The following is a 20,293-nucleotide window of genomic DNA, read 5'->3' on the forward strand; positions in this document are numbered from 1 at the left end:
TTAGAATGCAATTTCAATGCCTTTTTGTAATTTAACAGCTTCATTATAAATGAAGTTGGCTGCTGCTAAATCCTCTATTGCAAGTCCTAGTCCTTTAAAAAGAGTGATCTCATCAGCTGTAGCTCTGCCCTCAATATTCCCGCTGATCAGTTCACCGATTTCACCGATAATATGGCCTGAAGTAATCACGCCTTCGTTCAGCGGAATTAAATAATCCCCAGATTCATTATGCGCGGATTCCAATCGGTCTACATATAACTTAGCTAACCGTACGGTCTCCGAATCCAGCTCACGATCCGCTGCTCTACAGGCTCCAACCGCATTGATATGTACTCCAGGCTTCAGCCATTCCCCTTTGAGCACAGGCTCTGTGGATGCTGTTACGGTACAAATGATATCTGCTGGATTAACTGCCTCTTGAATAGACTCAGCCACAAGGATGTCCACACCATATTTACGGCTCATTTCTGCTTGGAAATCTCTTGCCTTTGCAAGTGTTCTACTCCAAACTCTGACCTCACGAATCGATCGAACCAGTAGCATCGCTTCCAGATGGCTTTTGGCTTGCTCGCCGGTACCTAGAATGGCAAGCACCTCTGCATCTTCTCTAGCCAGATAACGAGTGGCTACTGCGCTAACAGCCGCTGTGCGAATTGCGGTAATCTTCTGTCCATCTACTACAGCTTTCAGAATACCGGTAGAAGAATCGAATAACGTAACAAGGCCTTGATGCGAAGGTAAACCTAAGCCATGGTTGCTTGGAAACACACTGATGATTTTGGCACCTGCTACTTCTTCACTCTGCAAAAAGCCCGGCATTAAGCCAATCAGATTGCCTTGGTGCAGCGGGAGTACTTGTCTTAAGCTCTGTATGGCTTGTCCTGCGGACAAGTCCTTCAAAACGGATTCCATCACTGTGATGCAAGACTCCATTGCTAATAGCTCAGCCACTTCATTTTGATTAATAACTAGCATAAGACAAACCTCCTTTACTTCATTGTGGCAACAAATGTGGGAACGCAAAATTATTCTATATATCATAACTTATACGCTTTAAATATTCATGTATAAAGCTGGAAATCAGCAATTTGTCTTACTACGGGCTATTAGCTATACTTAATATAGTTCATATTCTATTTTAAGGAGCTGACGATTGATTATGTCTAGTAAAATAACTTTAGGTAGAACAAATTTGCAGGTACACCCTCTCGGACTGGGTGCCAATGCTGTTGGTGGGCATAATTTATTTCCCGGCTTAAATGATGAGACTGGTAAAGACATCGTACGCAACGCTCTTGACCATGGGATCAATTTCATTGATACCGCCTTTATCTATGGTCCAGGTAGATCCGAGGAACTTATTGGAGAAGTGCTGAGAGAAAGAGGCGGCCGTGACAATGTGGTTATTGCTACTAAGGGCGCTCACAAGATTACTGGCGATAAGGTTACGATCGACAACTCTCCAGCTTTTCTAAGACAGTCTGTGGAAGACAGCTTGAAACGCCTCCAGACAGATTATATCGATCTTTACTATATTCATTTCCCTGATGAAAGCACTCCTAAGGATGAAGCTGTTGGCGAGCTTAAGAAGCTGAAGGATGAAGGAAAGATCAAAGCGATTGGGGTCTCCAACTTCTCCATTGAACAGCTGAGAGAAGCCAACAAGGACGGGCATGTGGATGTTCTCCAATCCCATTACAACCTACTGCACCGTGATGCAGAAAAAGAACTGCTCCCTTACACGCAGGAGCTTGGCATTTCTTTCGTTCCTTACTTCCCACTCGCGTCCGGCCTTCTTGGCGGCAAGTATAAGCAAGGTGATACGTTCAGCGACAATAGAAAGAACAACCCAATGTTTCAAGGAGCGACCTTTGCCAAAAACCTGGAGAAGGTGGACAAGGTTCGCCAAATTGCCGATGCCAAAGGTGTTGAAGTCGCACATGTGGTGCTAGCCTGGTATTTGACCGTACCTTCCATCGACGCACTTATTCCCGGAGCTAAACGTCCGGAACAGATCATATCGAATCTCCAGACTCTGAAAGTTCAGCTGACACCAGATGAGATCAAAGCGATTGATTCAATCTTTAAGGCGTAATAGCGCCTTATAATGTAAAGGGGGTTGTCCTTGAAGTCATGAAATGGCTACTGGGGCAGCCCCTTTTCTAAGGAATAGCGTCACTGGAGTCCGCAAGCCTTAATAAATGATCAAGACTCGATAGCGCAGCTAGCCAACAAACAAAAATACAGGGCAGCGGATTCTTATCGAATATCCTAAATTCTTTGTATTAGTAAATATTGTTTGCTATACTTTCTCTGTGTATCAGTAGACTTAAATTTTTATACAAAGGGGAATTCCTTGATGATTATTCAACCTAAAACACGCGGATTTATATGCACAACAGCCCATCCAGAGGGATGCGCCAAACAAATAGAACAACAAATTGAATATGTAAAAGCGCAAAAGAAAATTGAGGGACCTGCGAATGTACTTGTCATCGGTGCCTCTACCGGATACGGACTGGCTTCTAGAATTTCAGCTGCTTTTGGTGCTGGCGCCAATACTATTGGTGTGTTCTTCGATAAGGCTGCGGAAGGTCAGCGCACCGCATCTGCAGGCTGGTACAACTCCGCTGCCTTTGAACAACAAGCAGCAGAACTTGGACTTAAATCACACAGCATAGTTGGCGATGCCTTCTCTGATGCGATTAAAGAGAAGACCATTGCATTGATTAAAGCTGAATATGGCACCATCGATTTAGTTATTTATAGTGTCGCTTCACCTCGTCGTACCCATCCGGTAACAGGAGAAACCTTCTCCTCCGTTATTAAACCAGTGGGAACAGCTTATTCGAATAAAACCTTGAACTTCCATACAGGCGAAGTATCCATGACCACCATTGAGCCTGCTAATGAAGAGGAAGTACGTCAGACCATCGCTGTAATGGGCGGCGAAGACTGGAGAATGTGGATCGATCAGCTTCAAGCAGCTGATGTCCTTGCAGATGGTGCTACTACCGTTGCTTACTCCTACATCGGGCCTGAAATCACTCACCCTATCTATCGGGACGGAACAATTGGCCAAGCCAAGCACGATCTGGAACAGACTGCGATCCAAATGAATGACCTTCTTTCATCAAAAGGCGGACGTGCCTTTGTATCCGTTAATAAGGCGCTCGTAACTCAGTCGAGCTCAGCGATTCCTGTAGTGCCCCTTTATATCTCTGCACTTTATGAAGTGATGAAGGAAAAAGGCCTGCACGAGAACTGTATTGAACAAATGTATCGCTTGTTCTCTGAGCACCTATACGGTGAAGGCAAGGCTACTGCGGACGGAAGCTGCTTGATCCGCATTGACGACTGGGAAATGCGTGAGGACGTTCAGACAGAGGTTATGAAACGTTGGGACGAGCTGACAACTGATAATGCAGGTGAGCTAGCTGATCTTGAAGGCTACCGCCAAGACTTCTTCAATCTGTTTGGCTTTAGAACAGATGGCGTAGACTACGAAGCAGATATTGATCCTAATGTCGACATTCCGAATATGTACTAAAATGATTCTGAATACTTCCATATGCTAATTATGGATATATAAACAAAGAGGTTGTCTGCAAAAGTAGTGAATTCTACTGATGTGGCAGCCTCTTTTTTGTACTTTGCTTACAACCTACCTATACGTCGTAGGGCATATTGGCTTAGCCTCCCACTTTGTGATATGGTTTGATAAAATACTGCAAGTTCTAACTTACATTCTAAGGAGTGAATCACTCATGGTTAAGAAAATAAGTGTAGCGAATGGTGTACTTGACGTATCCCAAATTTCGCTTGGCTGTATGCGGATTGCGGATTTATCTGCAAAAGAGGCTGATATACATGTACATAGTGCGTTGGAGCTCGGAATAGACTTCTTTGATCATGCCGATATTTACGCGGACGGCAAAGCTGAAGAGGTATTCGCTGGGGTACTTCAGAACAATCCTGGTATGCGCGATAAAATGATGATCCAAACCAAATGCGGAATCCGCAAGGGCTATTTTGATTTCTCTAAAGAGCATATCCTACAATCCGTGGAGGGTAGCCTAAAACGCTTGAAGACCGATTATATCGATGTGCTCTTGCTTCACCGTCCTGACACGCTGTTCGAGCCGGAAGAAGTGGCTGAGGCTTTTGACATTCTAGAAAACAAGGGATTGGTCAAGCATTTTGGTGTCAGCAACCAGAACCCGTTACAAATCGAGCTACTTAAGAAAAATGTAAAGCAACCGCTGCTGTTCAACCAGCTGCAATTAAGCATTATGTTCACGGGTATGATTGATACCGGCTTTAATGTGAATATGACCAACTCCGGTTCGGTTGTCCATGACGGCGGGATCTTAGAGTACAGCCGTCTACACGACATGACCATTCAGCCATGGTCTCCTTTCCAATATGGCTTTTTTGAAGGTGTATTCTTGGACAACGACAAGTTCCCTGAATTGAACGAGGTCATTAACCGTTTGTCAGCTGAAAAAGAGGTTACCAATACCGCTATTGCCATTGCCTGGATTCTCAGACATCCGGCAAATATGCAGCCTGTTGTAGGTACAACCAATACGCAGCGATTGCGGGATATTGCCAAAGCATCCGATATTACACTCACCAGACCAGAATGGTATGAAATTTACCGCGCTGCGGGTAATATCCTTCCATAAATATCAAAAGCCACGAAGTACGCTAATATCGTACTTCGTGGCTTTTTTTGTGACTATAATTGAAACCGTATAACTCTTAAAAAAAAAAAAAGAAACGGCATCTCTGCCGTTTCTTTTAAGGATGGACTCTCAGGGGCTCGAACCCTGGACAAATAGATTAAGAGTCTACTGCTCTACCAACTGAGCTAAGAGTCCACAATATAATAATTTACCTTACTATACTTGAAAAGCAAAAGCCCTTAGCTTAACGCATAAGAGCTTCGCTTGCTAATTTATACCGGCGAGAGGACTCGAACCTCCACGGTTTCCCTCTCGATTTTGAGTCGAGCGCGTCTGCCATTCCGCCACGCCGGCAAAGTATGAAGTTAAAATATGGCGCGCCCTGAGAGATTCGAACTCCCGGCCTTTTGATTCGTAGTCAAACGCTCTATCCAGCTGAGCTAAGGGCGCAAAATTTATATGGAGCGGACGACGGGAATCGAACCCGCGACCCTCGCCTTGGCAAGGCGATGCTCTACCGCTGAGCCACGTCCGCACACGATATGTATTAGTGTCCGACTCACTTAAGAAGTGAGCCATGAAGGACTCGAACCTTCGACACCCTGATTAAAAGTCAGGTGCTCTACCAACTGAGCTAATGGCTCATGAAGCAAGAAAAATGGCGGAACCGACGAGATTCGAACTCGCGATCTCCTGCGTGACAGGCAGGCATGTTAGGCCAACTACACCACGGTTCCAAAAGATATAATTGCTTGATGAAAATTGGTTGCGGGGGCAGGATTTGAACCTGCGGCCTTCGGGTTATGAGCCCGACGAGCTACCGGGCTGCTCCACCCCGCGTCATTAATAATATTTAGCTATTCATTACCATAAGAAAGCTTCATGGTGGAGGCTGAGGGGATCGAACCCCCGACCCTCTGCTTGTAAGGCAGATGCTCTCCCAGCTGAGCTAAGCCTCCATGTAAAGAAGCAACTCAATTATCATAACACATTCCAACCTATAATGCAACATTTTATTTCAGAAGAACAATTACGTTTTAAAGAAATTGGTGACCCGTATGGGATTCGAACCCATGTTACCTCCGTGAAAGGGAGGTGTCTTAACCCCTTGACCAACGGGCCTTATTGAAAACAAAATGTTTTGACAACAAAAAAGATTATATCATGTATTTCGAAGTATAGCAATAGCTAAATTAATATATTTTCACTTTTCTCCTATAATAGGCGTTAAAGTGATATCAAGCTTACTAGCTATCATCTTAACGACTCCTAGAGTAGTCAGGTTATTTGTGTCTAAATGGTCTTTGAATACGTCCTTATTAAGCCCTGTGAGGCATCTGTCGATCTGTTGAACGGCCCACGAGTCATCCCCTTCACCTCTACCACCCAATCTCTTGAGCAGCGTCTCTCGTGAGGCACACAAAGTAAAATGATGAACCTCTAATCCCTCATTTATTAGATTACCAGCAATGTCCATCCAATATTCTGGGTTGACTATGGTCATAGGTACGATAATCGTTCCCCTATATTCGCTAGCTATGTATTTTAACATGGAATGGTTAATTTCACGCCAAAGATAATAGTCCTGAAAGTCACTTTTTGTCATCACATCGGGAATGTTTGCTCTTATGTAATACCCTACATTCTCTGGATCGTATACAAAAGAATCAGGAAGTCTGCGATGTAATTCATATGCAGTTTCTGTCTTCCCCGCACCAAAAGCTCCATTGATCCATATAATCAAGATCTTTATCCCCCATGAATAATCTATTAGTTACTCTATTAAACCACTTTATCATAAAAACCCTTACAAGCAAATTCACTCTACAAGGCACAACAAAAAGACCACTGTCGATTACTCAACAGTGGTCTTGCGTGCTTGGCAACGTCCTACTCTCCCAGGACCCTTCGGTCCAAGTACCATCGGCGCTGGAGGGCTTAACGGTCGTGTTCGGGATGGGTACGCGTGGAACCCCTCCGCTATCGCCACCAAACGGGCATTTGCGGTACAAATGCATTATTCAGGTCTCAGCATCGCCAAATGCTGAAAACAAATTCATCATCATACAGCCACTAGGACTATATGGTTTAGAACTTGATTCCTGAAAACTGAATCCGAATTGAATTTGCGTTTGCCCTTCTTACGGGGCCCCCGGAAAGTACTCGGAATTAGCTTCACAGCCTTTTCTTCACTTTTTGGGGTATTTTTAGGATAAGCCCTCGACCGATTAGTATTGGTCAGCTCCATGCATTACTGCACTTCCACCTCCAACCTATCTACCTCGTCGTCTTCAAGGGGTCTTACTAATTGGGAAATCTCATCTTGAGGGGGGCTTCACGCTTAGATGCTTTCAGCGCTTATCCCGTCCGTACGTAGCTACCCAGCCATGCTTCTGGCGAAACAACTGGTGCACCAGCGGTACGTCCATCCCGGTCCTCTCGTACTAAGGACAGCTCCTCTCAAATTTCCTGCGCCCACGACAGATAGGGACCGAACTGTCTCACGACGTTCTGAACCCAGCTCGCGTACCGCTTTAATGGGCGAACAGCCCAACCCTTGGGACCTACTTCAGCCCCAGGATGCGATGAGCCGACATCGAGGTGCCAAACCTCCCCGTCGATGTGGACTCTTGGGGGAGATAAGCCTGTTATCCCCAGGGTAGCTTTTATCCGTTGAGCGATGGCCCTTCCATGCGGTACCACCGGATCACTAAGTCCGACTTTCGTCCCTGCTCGACTTGTAGGTCTCGCAGTCAAGCTCCCTTATGCCTTTGCACTCTTCGAATGATTTCCAACCATTCTGAGGGAACCTTGGAACGCCTCCGTTACTCTTTAGGAGGCGACCGCCCCAGTCAAACTGCCCGCCTGACACGGTCCCCGTACCCGATTAGGGTACTAGGTTAGAACCTAGATACGATCAGGGTGGTATCCCAACGGCGCCTCCACCGAAGCTTGCGCTCCGATTTCTACGGCTCCCACCTATCCTGTACAGATCGTACCCAAATTCAATATCAAGCTGCAGTAAAGCTCCATGGGGTCTTTCCGTCTTGTCGCGGGTAACCTGCATCTTCACAGGTATTAAAATTTCACCGGATCTCTCGTTGAGACAGCGCCCAAGTCGTTACGCCATTCGTGCGGGTCAGAATTTACCTGACAAGGAATTTCGCTACCTTAGGACCGTTATAGTTACGGCCGCCGTTTACTGGGGCTTCGGTTCATAGCTTCGGGTTACCCCTAACCACTCCCCTTAACCTTCCAGCACCGGGCAGGCGTCAGCCCGTATACTTCGCCTTGCGGCTTCGCACAGACCTGTGTTTTTGCTAAACAGTCGCTTGGGCCTTTTCACTGCGGCCCCCTCGTGCTATTCACACTACCGGGGCACCCCTTCTCCCGAAGTTACGGGGTCATTTTGCCGAGTTCCTTAACGAGAGTTCTTCCGCGCGCCTTAGAATTCTCTTCTCGCCTACCTGTGTCGGTTTGCGGTACGGGCACCTTCTCCTGGCTAGAGGCTTTTCTTGGCAGTGTGAGATCATGACCTTCGCTACTGTAATTTTCGCTCCCCATCACAGCCCAGCCTTAATGATGTGCGGATTTGCCTACACATCAGCCTCACTGCTTAGACGGACATATCCATCAGTCCGCGTCACTACCCTCCTGCGTCACCCCATCGCTCATAGCGGATTACGGTGGTACAGTAATTTCAAACTGTTGTCCTTCGACTACGCCTTTCGGCCTCGCCTTAGGTCCCGACTTACCCTGAGCGGACGAGCCTTCCTCAGGAAACCTTGGGCTTTCGGCGGATCAGATTCTCACTGATCTTTTCGTTACTCATACCGGCATTCTCACTTGTATGCTGTCCAGCGCTCCTTACGGTACACCTTCAACCCACATACAACGCTCCCCTACCCCAGATACATACGTATCTAGCCATAGCTTCGGTGGTGTGTTTAGCCCCGTTACATTTTCGGCGCAGAGTCACTCGACCAGTGAGCTATTACGCACTCTTTCAATGGTGGCTGCTTCTAAGCCAACATCCTGGTTGTCTGTGCAACTCCACATCCTTTCCCACTTAACACACACTTGGGGACCTTAGCTGATGGTCTGGGCTGTTTCCCTTTTGACAATGGATCTTAGCACTCACTGTCTGACTCCCGGCAATAAGTATATGGCATTCGGAGTTTGACTGAGCTTGGTAATCCTTGCGGACCCCGCACCCAATCAGTGCTCTACCTCCACTACTCTTATACCGAGGCTAGCCCTAAAGCTATTTCGGGGAGAACCAGCTATCTCCGAGTTCGATTGGAATTTCTCCGCTACCCCCACCTCATCCCCGCATTTTTCAACATGCGTGGGTTCGGGCCTCCAGTGCGTGTTACCGCACCTTCACCCTGGACAGGGGTAGATCACACGGTTTCGGGTCTACGTCCACATACTCATTCGCCCTATTCAGACTCGCTTTCGCTGCGGCTCCGTCTTCTCGACTTAACCTTGCATGTTAAACGTAACTCGCCGGTTCATTCTACAAAAGGCACGCCATCACCCATTAATAGGGCTCTGACTTTTTGTAAGCACACGGTTTCAGGTTCTATTTCACTCCCCTTCCGGGGTGCTTTTCACCTTTCCCTCACGGTACTGTTTCACTATCGGTCGCCAGGTAGTATTTAGCCTTAGCAGATGGTCCTGCTGGATTCATACGGGGTTTCACGTGCCCCGCACTACTCGGGATCCGTCTCGGAGAGAACACAGTTTAGGTTACAGGGCTTTTACCTCTATCGCGGGCCTTTCCAGACCTCTTCACCTACCATATTCCTTTGTAACTCCATGTGAGACGTCCCACAACCCCTAAGAGCAAGCTCTTAGGTTTAGGCTGTTCCGCGTTCGCTCGCCGCTACTGACGGAATCACTATTGTTTTCTCTTCCTCAGGGTACTTAGATGTTTCAGTTCCCCTGGTCTGCCTCTACATCTCCTATGTGTTCAGAGATGAGTAACTGCGAATTACCACAGCTGGGTTTCCCCATTCGGACACCCCCGGATCAAAGCTTGCTTACAGCTCCCCGAGGCAGTTTCGTTGTTCGCCACGTCCTTCGTCGGCTCCTGGCGCCTAGGCATCCTCCGTGTGCTCTTATTAGCTTAACCTTGATTTTTCCGCAGGAAAATATCATACAATGACATTCTCTTTGGAATCATCTCACTAATAACATTTACTTGTTTGCACAAGTTGCTAAAAGATGTTCTAAAACGCAAATTCGTTTCGGTATCCAGTTTTCAAGGATCAAGTCTTACTGAGAGCTTAAACTCTCAAAACTGAGCAACGAGTGAGTAACAGGCCTAAACCTGAGATTTGGAAGTTTAACTTCCGATTTGAATGTCTTCATTGCAGAAGACGATTCTCCATAGAAAGGAGGTGATCCAGCCGCACCTTCCGATACGGCTACCTTGTTACGACTTCACCCCAATCATCTACCCCACCTTCGGCGGCTGGCTCCCTTGCGGGTTACCCCACCGACTTCGGGTGTTGTAAACTCTCGTGGTGTGACGGGCGGTGTGTACAAGACCCGGGAACGTATTCACCGCGGCATGCTGATCCGCGATTACTAGCAATTCCGACTTCATGCAGGCGAGTTGCAGCCTGCAATCCGAACTGAGACCGGCTTTGATGGGATTGGCTTCACCTCGCGGTTTCGCTTCCCGTTGTACCGGCCATTGTAGTACGTGTGTAGCCCAGGTCATAAGGGGCATGATGATTTGACGTCATCCCCACCTTCCTCCGGTTTGTCACCGGCAGTCACTCTAGAGTGCCCAACATTACTTGCTGGCAACTAAAGTTAAGGGTTGCGCTCGTTGCGGGACTTAACCCAACATCTCACGACACGAGCTGACGACAACCATGCACCACCTGTCTCCTCTGTCCCGAAGGCCGCCACTATCTCTAGTGGATTCAGAGGGATGTCAAGACCTGGTAAGGTTCTTCGCGTTGCTTCGAATTAAACCACATACTCCACTGCTTGTGCGGGTCCCCGTCAATTCCTTTGAGTTTCAGTCTTGCGACCGTACTCCCCAGGCGGAGTGCTTACTGTGTTAACTTCGGCACCAAGGGTATCGAAACCCCTAACACCTAGCACTCATCGTTTACGGCGTGGACTACCAGGGTATCTAATCCTGTTTGCTCCCCACGCTTTCGCGCCTCAGCGTCAGTTACAGCCCAGAAAGTCGCCTTCGCCACTGGTGTTCCTCCACATATCTACGCATTTCACCGCTACACGTGGAATTCCACTTTCCTCTTCTGTACTCAAGTCACCCAGTTTCCAGTGCGACCTCAGGTTGAGCCCAAGGTTTAAACACCAGACTTAAATGACCGCCTGCGCGCGCTTTACGCCCAATAATTCCGGACAACGCTTGCCCCCTACGTATTACCGCGGCTGCTGGCACGTAGTTAGCCGGGGCTTTCTTCTCAGGTACCGTCACTCCGGTAGCAGTTACTCTACCGGACGTTCTTCCCTGGCAACAGAGCTTTACGATCCGAAAACCTTCATCACTCACGCGGCGTTGCTCCGTCAGACTTTCGTCCATTGCGGAAGATTCCCTACTGCTGCCTCCCGTAGGAGTCTGGGCCGTGTCTCAGTCCCAGTGTGGCCGTTCACCCTCTCAGGTCGGCTACGCATCGTCGCCTTGGTGGGCCGTTACCCCACCAACTAGCTAATGCGCCGCAGGCCCATCCCTCAGTGACAGATTGCTCCGTCTTTCATTCTTTCTTCAGGAGAAAAAAGAAATTATCCGGTATTAGCTACCGTTTCCGGTAGTTATCCCAGTCTAAGGGGCAGGTTGCCTACGTGTTACTCACCCGTCCGCCGCTAAGTTATTTTGAAAGCAAGCTTTCAAAATAACTCCGCTCGACTTGCATGTATTAGGCACGCCGCCAGCGTTCGTCCTGAGCCAGGATCAAACTCTCCAATTAGTATTGAAAAGAGCGATATGCTCATTTTGAAACATCTGACGAGAAAATTAATTCTCTAATTTTGGATTTCACTTTCGTGATTTCCTACTCACTCGTTGTTCAGTTTTCAAAGATCAAGTTCTCGTTGGCGCCGTTTAATGTCTCAGCAGCAACTCTTATAATATATCATGTTTTCCGATGAATTGCAACACTTTTTTTTCAAAGTCTTTTGTAATTTCATCCGGATTAACATTCACCAACCGAAAGTTTCTATCTCCTCTTTGCGACTGGATTTATAATGTAACATATAACCCACTCTAAAAACAACCCCTAAATTCAAAAAAAATAAGTAGGTACTTTCGCTTCAGTCCTACTTCTCATTCCTATCTTCTCATAAAACATAAAAAACGTGCAGATTCTAATAATCAGAACCTACACGTTAAATAGAGATTGGATGTTAGTTTAGAACTGTATTAATTAGAAATCCACGGATTTCTGCGTTTCTTTGAGCTCTCTGTACGACCACCAGCATTTGAACGTTGAGACTTCACAGCTGTTTTGTTTTTCTTACTGCTGTTTTGACTCGAGGTCTTTGCTTTTGATGCCGTTTCCTTCGTTGCAGTTCCCTTGCTCTTGAGAGAAGCGCCAGAAGTAGATTCCTCACTCACTGTTCTAGCAACTTCGGGAGTGTCCTGTACAAACGTTTCAGGATCTTGGATTTCTGGAACCCGATTATGCTGCGAATAATTACCAATACCTGGATACTGCGGATTAGACGGAATACTCGACATTATCGGCCCGCCAAAAGCTCCAAGAGGAGATGCTGGAACTATTCCCTGATTAGGTGTTCCCGCTCCATAAGCAGAGAATGCATTTGGGTTTCCATATGCAGGATAGGTATTATATACGGGCATTTCATATGAATAGGGTTGAACATGCATTCCCCCACACCCACAAGTAGTTGGCCAAGGAAGGTTCGATGACATCCCATACATCGGGTTCATCCCTGAAACATTAGCCTCCATATTGTTAGGTGCAGCATTTGGATTCCATTGTTCTGGACTCACGTTAGGCGCAGCATTCGGATTCCATTGTTCCGGACTCATATTAGGCCAAGCATTCGGATTCCATTGTTCTGGACTCACGTTAGGTGCAGCATTTGGATTCCATTGTTCCGGACTCATATTAGGCCAAGCGTTTGGATTCCATTGTTCTGGACTCACATTAGGCGCAGCATTCGGATTCCATTGTTCTGGACTCATGTTAGGTGAATACATATTTTCTGAAAAGTAGTATGGAGACATGCATTCGGGTCCATATGACGCCGGTTGAACATAACTTGGTGCCCAATTCATGTTCATATTAGGGCTATTTTGATAAGAATCATAGAGATAAGGATTTCCTCCTAGTCCTGGATATCCCATGTTGTCACAAGCATCTGCCTTTTCCTCTTTGCAAGCCACTGGCTTCATCTCAGCTTTTGCTGCCTCATGATGAGTTACAGGCTCTTGATTTGGAACTGTAATCTGAACAAATAAGCTCTGCATTTCAATTTCTTGCACAGGAGCAACTTCCATCTGCATATTCGGCGCAGGATTAGGTGCAACGTTTTGAGTATTAATAGGGGCAATGTTCATCGATGGGTGTGGTGCAGAATTGTACAAAGGCGAGATATTTGGCGATGATTTAGGTGCAGGTTTAGTTTCCGCTTTAGCTTCTGGTTTATTTTCTGCTGCTTTTGCTTCCGGTTTAGTTTCTGGTTTGACCTCTGGTTTAGTTTCCGGTTTTGGTGCAGGAACTACCTCAGCTACTGGCTGTTCTTTTGGACCCGTATATTCCTTCCCGCCAACTTGTGTTTTCTCAGAAGCATTAGAAGGCATGTAGCCTGGCTGTACGGGTGAAGCGTTTGATGTCTTTTTAGGAATGTTAACTACTTCCCCTAACATCAATACATTCGGATTCTTTAGCTGGGGGTTTGCTTCAACCATATCTTTTAAAGGGATTCCCCACGCCTTAGATAATTTCCATAAGGTATCTCCTTGTTTGACTGTATGCTTGTAGTAAACTTCACTGTTGTCCGGTACGGATACAGGAGCCGTAGGTATTTTTACTTTTTCACCAAGTGCCAGCACATTCGGATTACTGATCTGTGGATTAGCTTCAATAATTTTTTGTAACGGCACTCCGTACTTTTGCGATAATGCATACAGACTATCGCCTTGTTTGACAATGTGTATTTTCACGTAGCATTAACCTCCTAAAAGTTTTGTGGAGTATTGCTTTCTTACAGCTACACAGCAAAACTGGCTTTGAAAGCAAACACCCTTTGGATGGAACATTGCTCTCTTACAGAGTTATATGCGGTACAGCCGCCTCCTTCGTTACTACATCTTATGCAGCCCATGGGCGAATGACATCCCTGAAATAAAAAAAATCCTTTCATGAGACATGAAAAGATTTACCAGAGACCTCCGGCCATCTTCTTCATATGCATGAAAGGATATCTAATGCCTATTCAATACTCATTACTCGACTAGCATGTAAAGAGCAAATTGTAAGATTAAATGTTATTCCCAAACCTTATAGCCATCTTTGTCAACAACATTGCGGAACTCTTCAAGCAATTTCAAAGTGATTGGACCCGCTTGTCCTTCACCAATGATTCGGCCGTCAATTTCACGCGCAGCAATAACTTCAGCAGCAGTACCTGTGAAGAATACCTCATCCGCTATGTAAACATCATGCATAGTGAATGGTTCTTCTTTTAGCTTAATACCCAATTTCTCACATAATTCGATGATCGCCAGACGTGTGATTCCTTCAAGCGCTCCCAAATAGCATGGAGGAGTGAAGACCACACCATTTTTGATGATGAAAATATTATCTCCAGATCCTTCAGTAACATATCCTTGAGCATTCATCATGATTGCTTCATCGGCTTCTGCCAGATTGGACTGAATTTTCACTAGGATATTGTTGAGATAGTTAAGCGATTTAATCTTCGGATTCAGTGCGTCCGGAATATTACGACGTTGGGATACAGAAACAGCACGAAGCCCATTAATGTACGCTTGCTCTGGGTAAATAGCTAATTGTTCAACGATAATGATTACGCTGGCTTTAGGGCAACGGCGTGGATCAAGACCCAAGTTACCAGGACCACGGGATACGATCAGTCGAATATAACCGTTACGCATGTCGTTAAGGCGAATCGTTTCAGCCATAGCTTCCAGCATTTCGTCATAAGTGAGCGGAATGTCCAGCATGATCGACTTCGCCGAATCATATAGTCTGTCCAAATGCTCTTTACATTTAAAAATATTACCATTGTAAATACGAATACCTTCAAATATGCCGTCTCCATACAAAAAACCGTGATCAAAAACGGATACCTTTGCATTTTCCTTAGTTACGTGTTGTCCATCCAGATAGATCCATTGTTCAGCCATGAATTTACTGCACCTCCGCTTTCTCTTCCTCATAGGTGTATGTGGGATACGAGCCCAGAATCCGAACCTGACAGCCTAAAGCGCTAATCTCTTCAATCGCTCCTGGTAGCAGGACTGATTCTATCGGTTCCAGCACATCAATATAAAAATAATAAGTACCCAACTTCTTTTTCGTTGGTCGTGATTCAATACGCGATAAATTCAGCTTCCGCCAAGAAAAGGCAGCGAGGACCTGATGCAAAGCACCGGGAAAATCCTCCGGCAGCGTAACTAGGACACTCGTCTTTACACCATTGCTGCTCCGTGGAAGATCAATCTTCTGCGGACCGACAAGGACAAATCGCGTGTAGTTGTTGTTGTGATCTGTAACTTTCCGATCAACAATCTCCAGCCCATGAGTTGCTGCGCCAAGAGCAGTACCAATCGCAGCCCAGCCCTTGTCAGGATTGTTCTTAACGATTTCAACAGCTTCAGAGGTGCTTCCGACCGACTCCAGTTCAGCCCAAGGTGCATGCTTCCGAACAAATTGCATGCATTGTGCCATTGCAACAGGATGCGAAAGGATTTTTTTAATTTTAGTGAAATCCTTATTGCCGTTCGTATCTCTGAATTCCAGCGGGTGACCGATGAGATTCTGTATCGATGGAAAGATCCATTCAGCCTGCATAGGCAGATCGACCTCATTAATGAGCCAATCAATATGTAGACTAACTGAGCCTTCAATAGTATTCTCAATCGGGATAACGCTGTAATCAGTGGTGCCACCAGCCGTAGAGAGAAAGACATCGGAAATTAGCTTGTGATGCACAATTTTTACAGGCTCGCCGTTAAACAAATGCAGCAGCGCTTCGTGAGATACCGAGCCCTGCGGCAATACCGCTATTGATTTCATAACCGTACTTCTCCTTTTATCATATCCAAAAATGATACGTTTTGCATCTCGTTTCTTTCAAGAAGCTCTGATGTAACACCTGAAGTACAAGGCATCAGCCAGCAAGTCTGAGCAGAGATGCCGTGTTCTTGCATCGTATTCATCAGGAAAGCCTCAAGCTCTCGTTTACGAGTCTCATGGCGATCAACTAAACACAGTAGGGTAGGACCGGCACCGCTAAGTGCGATTCCTAAAGCACCATGGTTAGGTGCTTCCGCGAGCAGCTTCTCCATGCCTGGAATAAGCGCTGCACGATAGGGCTGATGCAGACGATCCTGCATCGCTCTACTGATCAGATCAAGCCGACCTGATGCAAACGAGGCTGTCATTAAAGAGGTTCTGCTGATGTTGTACACAGCATCACTAACTGAGATTTCTGTTGGAAGCACTCCCCGTGCTTTTGTGGTTTCCAGCTCGAATTCAGGAATAACCACGAGAACCTCAAGGTCTTGAGGTGGATCAAGGCGAACGTAATCCGCATGATCACCGTCCCACACTGCGGTAATGATGCCACCAAATAAGGAAGCTCCTACATTGTCAGGATGCTTCTCAAGCTGGGTAGCCATATCAAACAGCTTGGCATCATCGAGCGGAGAGCCGATCATCGTATTAGCTGCGACCATGCCCCCAATGATGGCCGAGGCACTGCTGCCGAGTCCACGCGTAAGCGGAATCTCAGAGTACATCGAAATAGATATTTCAGGCACCGTAACGCCAGCTTCTGCAAATACCATTTGAGCGACCTTATAGAGTAAATTACTCTTATCCCGAGCCACTCCCTTCATCTCGTCACCATATAGATGAAAAACTGTCTCCTCTGCTTCCTCCATCTCAATCCAGGCATACAGCGGCAATGCCATGCCAAGAGTATCGAAGCCCGGACCAAGATTGGCAGTACTAGCAGGTACTTTAACCCTTGCTACTCCATAAGTACTCATAACAGGTGCAATCTCCTTACTCATTGTTTAAATATAGAAAGTATAGTCCATCTACAGTGCTAACCTTCCACACGATAATGACTCTTGATCCGGTGGATGACTTTCAGTTCCTTAAAGTGGCGCAGCACTTTATTCATACTTGCTTTGCTGGCGTTATGGGTAACAATAATAATCTCCGCATCAGGATTATTTGGATTGGCTTGTTGAACTACCGAATCAAGACTCACATCATACTCGGCAAACACCTGAGTAATCTTGGCCAATACACCTGCTTTATCATCAACGTGTAAAAGTAGGAAGTTTTTATAAAAGATATCCTCATCACTCTTAAGCTTCTTCTGCTTATAAGGTACTTTTTGCTTCAATCCATTAACACCCAGCTTGAGGTTCTTAATAATGGCTACCAAGTCAGCTACTATCGAAGTTGCTGTTGGCATTGCACCCGCGCCCGCACCATAGAACATCGTTTCTCCTACCGCTTCACCATACACATAAACTGCATTGAAGACACCATTTACGGATGCAAGCGGATGACTTGTTCGAATCAAGGTCGGTTGAACACTGATACTAAATTCCTCATCCTGACGTTCAGCGATACCCAGCAGCTTGATTTCATATCCGAGACGCTTCGCAAAAGCAATATCGGCTTTACTCACTTCTGAAATCCCGCTCACACTTACATCATGTAGCTCCACGTTAGTGCGGAAGCCTAGGGTTCCGAGAATCGCCATTTTGCGGGCAGCATCCAGACCTTCAACATCGGAAGTTGGATCGGCCTCTGCATATCCTAGATCCTGCGCTTCTTTTAACACATCATTGTAGGATGCGCCTTCTTGACTCATTTTGGTTAGTATGTAATTAGTTGTTCCATTTACAATTCCAATAATCTTCATGATCTTATCTGAAGAAAAGCCTTCGATAAGCGTCCGAATAATCGGAATGCCACCTGCAACGCTAGCCTCATAAAAGACATCACATTGCTTCTCTTGCGCCTTAGCCAGAATCTCCGAACCGTGCAGCGCCATCAAGTCCTTGTTCGCAGTTACGACATGCTTACCGCGGTCCAAAGCTTCAAGAATATATTCCTTTGTTCCATCGACACCACCCATCACTTCAACGATTACATCAATTTCAGGATCACGAATAACATCCCATGGATCTGTTGTTATTTTGGCAGGGTCAACCTCAATATCACGTGGCTTATTGGAATTATTCACCGCTATGCGCTCAATGAGTATTGGAGAGCCTACTTGACTGCTCAAATCCTCTTGATTTCCTTCCACGATACGAACTACACCTGTACCAACTGTTCCCAGACCCAGCAACCCTACTTTAACCGGCTTCATCTGTATCCTCCTAAAAGTTTTACGTATATAACTTCTCTATCCCTGTCCAACGATTAGGGCGCGCTTCACTCCCGGAATATTCTTCAGACTATCAAGCATCTCTCCGAGCTCCTCATTCAAATGTGAGATTTCCACGGAAATCACCACATTCGCTCGTCCTTGTAGCGGAATACTCTGGTGAATCGTCAGCACGTTAGCCCCATGCCCCGCCACAGATCCTAGAACCTTGGAGAGCATCCCCGATTCATGTTCCAAATCCATGGAGATCGTAACAATTCGCTCACGTTCGAGCTGATGGATCAGGTGAATGCCATCCTTGTATTTATAAAAAGCGCTCCGGCTTAATCCTACCTGTTCTACACCCTCATGTACGGTCTTCGCATCCCCGGCCTCAAGCAATTGTTTGACCTGCATAGTCTTAAGTACGGCATCAGGTAATATGTCCTCACGGACCAAATAATAGCGTTCTTTCACGAACGTCCTCACCTCAAAGACTTTTGTGTTTTCTTAGTGGACATTATATCGGAAAAGACTTATAAAATGCAATAACTTTATATGTATACTCTGAGGCCAGGGAGTACGGTGCAGCAAAACCCCCGGATTCCCGGGGGCAGCAGGCAATCGTATGTACACTAACTGTATGGAATCGTCGTCCCGCAATAGTCACAGATTTTATCCTGCCCAGGAAGTACTCTACTCTTAGCACCGCAACTCGAACAAACGATGGATTTCGGCAGTTGGACAGGTGGCTTAGGCCTATTCTCCGGTAATGACTGCCGCCCAGATGATGGCTGGTTCTCTGATGCCGCGGAGGGCTGTGCCCGGTCAGGATGCACAAGATTGGGCGGTTGTTTATCTAAGAGCTTAACACGTCCTTCATAATAGACAAGATCAGAAGCAAGTAACCCCCATCTCACCAAATACCGTAGGTCTCTACGTACATCATCTTCACTTTGTTTCGTGATATCAGCTAAATTACCAATATGTCTAACATCATCCACTATGATCAGCATGAGATACTTCTTGCACAGAAAATCAAAGTTTTCTGTTGCGAAGGTAGCCCTCCCTGCAAAGCTGTCCGCCGGAATTATAAAGATCAAGTAGAGGACCACCAGAATGATCAATAAAGTGAACCACTTAAAATCCCCTTTGTAGGTCCCCACGGCGAAGAGGACGGCAAGTTCCATAAAAGCTCCCATACATACATGATAGAGCAATTTGTAGTTAAATGATTTCCGCTCATTCTTATAATGAGTGCTTACAAAACGAAGCATCGCAAGTACAAACCCAAGCGGAGCAAACAAATAGGCAATCGCCATGATGATTCGATCAAACACTGACCGGTCTCGCTTGTTACGGTAGCGAAGGTTATTCTCAGGCGCACGCACCAGTGCTTGTGCCCGTTTGGAATAAATAAGCTTCGGCGGCAATTTTACAAATGGATTGTCTACACGTCCTTCATAATAAACAATATCTGGAGAAAGTACTCCCTGATCTTTTAAATATTCCAAAACCTCGCGGACGTTCTCTTCACTGAATCCGCGAATATCGGATAGGCTGCCGATATGCCTTATGCCGTCCACAAGAACCAAAGCGATATAGTCATTGCAAAGATAGGTGAATCCCTCTCTCCATCCTACGGCCCTAACTGACAATTTGATGGCGGGAATCCTAAACAATGCGTAGATAATCACCAACCTGATCAAGAGTGCGACATAATCGATTTGACCGAGTAGCTTGCTAATAATGAAATAGATCGCCAATTCTACAAAGGCACCCATACACGCATGATAAAACAGGTTAATATTGCTTGCTTTGCGCTGTCTCTTGGAATGTGTAGATAATAACCGAATGGCAGCCAATATAAAGCCAACCGGAGCAAATACATACGCAAACACAATAGTCGTATAATCAAACGCCGTCCGCTCATATTCGTGCTTATATATCGGTTTGCCTGTTGTTGGTGGCTGCCTTCGTATATCCAATTTACTCATCTTTTATCTCCC

General features: G+C 46.1%; 12 protein-coding genes, 9 tRNA genes and 3 rRNA genes. 3 read left to right on the forward strand and 21 right to left on the reverse strand.

The window, feature by feature from the left end:
• Nucleotides 1–975, reverse strand: coding sequence for an ornithine cyclodeaminase family protein (locus NYE25_RS14755; protein ID WP_076284849.1), 975 nt, complete (start codon nucleotides 973–975; stop codon nucleotides 1–3).
• Nucleotides 976–1,159: 184 nt separating this feature from the next.
• Between NYE25_RS14755 and NYE25_RS14760 the strand changes: the two genes are divergently transcribed.
• From NYE25_RS14760 to NYE25_RS14770, 3 genes are all read left to right on the forward strand, one after another.
• The gene (locus tag NYE25_RS14760) at nucleotides 1,160–2,095 is read left to right on the forward strand and encodes an aldo/keto reductase (protein ID WP_341146237.1); all 936 of its coding nucleotides are present in this window, start codon (nucleotides 1,160–1,162) and stop codon (nucleotides 2,093–2,095) included.
• A 264-nt stretch (nucleotides 2,096–2,359) separates the two neighbouring features.
• The gene (gene fabV / locus NYE25_RS14765) at nucleotides 2,360–3,550 is read left to right on the forward strand and encodes an enoyl-ACP reductase FabV (RefSeq protein ID WP_076284851.1); all 1,191 of its coding nucleotides are present in this window, start codon (nucleotides 2,360–2,362) and stop codon (nucleotides 3,548–3,550) included.
• A gap of 217 nt (nucleotides 3,551–3,767) precedes the next feature.
• The gene (locus NYE25_RS14770) at nucleotides 3,768–4,688 is read left to right on the forward strand and encodes an aldo/keto reductase (protein ID WP_341146238.1); all 921 of its coding nucleotides are present in this window, start codon (nucleotides 3,768–3,770) and stop codon (nucleotides 4,686–4,688) included.
• A gap of 122 nt (nucleotides 4,689–4,810) precedes the next feature.
• Here NYE25_RS14770 and NYE25_RS14775 read toward each other — a convergent pair.
• The 20 genes from NYE25_RS14775 to NYE25_RS14870 form a co-directional block, all read right to left on the reverse strand.
• Nucleotides 4,811–4,883 (reverse strand) — tRNA-Lys (locus NYE25_RS14775).
• Nucleotides 4,884–4,963: 80 nt separating this feature from the next.
• A tRNA-Leu gene (locus NYE25_RS14780) sits at nucleotides 4,964–5,042 on the reverse strand.
• Nucleotides 5,043–5,061: 19 nt separating this feature from the next.
• Nucleotides 5,062–5,138, reverse strand: a tRNA-Arg gene (locus NYE25_RS14785).
• Between the two features lie 10 nt (nucleotides 5,139–5,148).
• A tRNA-Gly gene (locus NYE25_RS14790) sits at nucleotides 5,149–5,223 on the reverse strand.
• A 36-nt stretch (nucleotides 5,224–5,259) separates the two neighbouring features.
• Nucleotides 5,260–5,332: transfer RNA gene (locus NYE25_RS14795), tRNA-Lys, on the reverse strand.
• A 15-nt stretch (nucleotides 5,333–5,347) separates the two neighbouring features.
• Nucleotides 5,348–5,425 (reverse strand) — tRNA-Asp (locus tag NYE25_RS14800).
• A gap of 26 nt (nucleotides 5,426–5,451) precedes the next feature.
• A tRNA-Met gene (locus tag NYE25_RS14805) sits at nucleotides 5,452–5,528 on the reverse strand.
• Between the two features lie 43 nt (nucleotides 5,529–5,571).
• A tRNA-Val gene (locus tag NYE25_RS14810) sits at nucleotides 5,572–5,647 on the reverse strand.
• A gap of 88 nt (nucleotides 5,648–5,735) precedes the next feature.
• Nucleotides 5,736–5,810 (reverse strand) — tRNA-Glu (locus NYE25_RS14815).
• An 82-nt stretch (nucleotides 5,811–5,892) separates the two neighbouring features.
• Nucleotides 5,893–6,432 carry an AAA family ATPase gene (locus NYE25_RS14820; RefSeq protein WP_341146239.1) on the reverse strand — a complete coding sequence of 180 codons (540 nt, stop codon included), beginning with the start codon at nucleotides 6,430–6,432 and terminating at the stop codon, nucleotides 5,893–5,895.
• Nucleotides 6,433–6,565: 133 nt separating this feature from the next.
• Nucleotides 6,566–6,682, reverse strand: a 5S ribosomal RNA gene (gene rrf / locus NYE25_RS14825).
• A 214-nt stretch (nucleotides 6,683–6,896) separates the two neighbouring features.
• Nucleotides 6,897–9,825, reverse strand: a 23S ribosomal RNA gene (locus NYE25_RS14830).
• Nucleotides 9,826–10,086: 261 nt separating this feature from the next.
• Nucleotides 10,087–11,644, reverse strand: a 16S ribosomal RNA gene (locus NYE25_RS14835).
• Together the 16S, 23S and 5S rRNA genes form the textbook arrangement of a ribosomal RNA operon.
• A gap of 452 nt (nucleotides 11,645–12,096) precedes the next feature.
• Nucleotides 12,097–13,866, reverse strand: a complete 1,770-nt coding sequence (locus NYE25_RS14840) for a LysM peptidoglycan-binding domain-containing protein (RefSeq protein ID WP_341146240.1) — start codon at nucleotides 13,864–13,866, stop codon at nucleotides 12,097–12,099.
• Nucleotides 13,867–14,190: 324 nt separating this feature from the next.
• Nucleotides 14,191–15,072 (reverse strand): branched-chain-amino-acid transaminase, encoded by an 882-nt coding sequence (gene ilvE, locus NYE25_RS14845; protein ID WP_042191145.1) that lies wholly within the window; start codon nucleotides 15,070–15,072, stop codon nucleotides 14,191–14,193.
• A 4-nt stretch (nucleotides 15,073–15,076) separates the two neighbouring features.
• Nucleotides 15,077–15,964, reverse strand: a complete 888-nt coding sequence (gene pheA, locus NYE25_RS14850; protein WP_149646001.1) for a prephenate dehydratase — start codon at nucleotides 15,962–15,964, stop codon at nucleotides 15,077–15,079.
• Nucleotides 15,961–16,941, reverse strand: a complete 981-nt coding sequence (gene thrB, locus NYE25_RS14855) for a homoserine kinase (protein ID WP_339243281.1) — start codon at nucleotides 16,939–16,941, stop codon at nucleotides 15,961–15,963. Before thrB ends, pheA begins: the two co-directional genes overlap by 4 nt.
• Before the next feature lie 59 nt (nucleotides 16,942–17,000).
• Nucleotides 17,001–18,287, reverse strand: a complete 1,287-nt coding sequence (locus NYE25_RS14860; protein ID WP_341052147.1) for a homoserine dehydrogenase — start codon at nucleotides 18,285–18,287, stop codon at nucleotides 17,001–17,003.
• 36 nt (nucleotides 18,288–18,323) lie between these two features.
• The gene (locus tag NYE25_RS14865; RefSeq protein WP_042130552.1) at nucleotides 18,324–18,761 is read right to left on the reverse strand and encodes an ACT domain-containing protein; all 438 of its coding nucleotides are present in this window, start codon (nucleotides 18,759–18,761) and stop codon (nucleotides 18,324–18,326) included.
• 158 nt (nucleotides 18,762–18,919) lie between these two features.
• Complete coding sequence (locus NYE25_RS14870; RefSeq protein WP_341146241.1) at nucleotides 18,920–20,281, reverse strand: hypothetical protein; 1,362 nt, start codon at nucleotides 20,279–20,281, stop codon at nucleotides 18,920–18,922.
• Nucleotides 20,282–20,293: the final 12 nt, after the last annotated feature.

The sequence above is a fragment of the Paenibacillus sp. FSL E2-8871 genome (assembly GCF_038000345.1).
Taxonomy (GTDB): domain Bacteria; phylum Bacillota; class Bacilli; order Paenibacillales; family Paenibacillaceae; genus Paenibacillus_AQ.